The organism is Klebsiella sp. 64 (assembly GCF_018223915.1).
GTDB lineage: Bacteria > Pseudomonadota > Gammaproteobacteria > Enterobacterales > Enterobacteriaceae > Klebsiella > Klebsiella pneumoniae.
Map to the genome: position 1 here is coordinate 1 of NZ_JAGRQZ010000072.1, position 582 is coordinate 582.

The window sequence follows — 582 nt, forward strand, 5'->3', positions numbered from 1 at the left end:
GGCACAAGCAAATGCTTCAGCCCGGAAGAGAGGTCTCAGGCCGTCCGGGAGCTCTGTAACCGACGTGGAACCGCGCGTAAAGTTGCACAAAGCATAGGCGTCAGCGTCCCGGTCCTGTACAAATGGAAGAAAGACCTTATCAGTGACGAGGCTTATCAATCCATGCGCAAACGAAAGGCAGCCCCTCAGGATAAAAATCAGGATGCTTTACTCGGTGAAATCCAGCGTCTCAGGAAGCAGGTTTATCAGCTGCAGCTCGAACGTGACATACTGACAAAGGCGAATGAACTGATAAAAAAAGATCTGGGCGTCAGCTTTCTGAAACTGAAAAACAGGGAGAAAACCCTGATAGTTGATGCCCTTAAGAAAAAGTACCCCGTTGCTGAGTTGCTAAGCGTTCTGCAACTTGCCCGCAGCTGTTATTTTTACCACAAAGCCAGCAAACGTCTGTACGATAAGTATGCGGAAATACGCGTGATCATGGCCGATATCTTTGAGGAGAATTACCGCTGTTACGGCTACCGGCGCCTTCACGCGATGCTTCGCAGTAACAACAGAGTTATTTCTGAAAAGGTTGTCCGC

The 582-nt window shown here is 49.1% G+C and carries 1 protein-coding gene; it reads left to right on the forward strand.

Annotation, left to right across the window (positions count from 1 at the left end; translation table 11 throughout):
* Nucleotides 1-582 (forward strand): transposase (locus KHQ23_RS26235; RefSeq protein WP_211777067.1); only part of this gene is annotated, 582 nt, incomplete at both ends.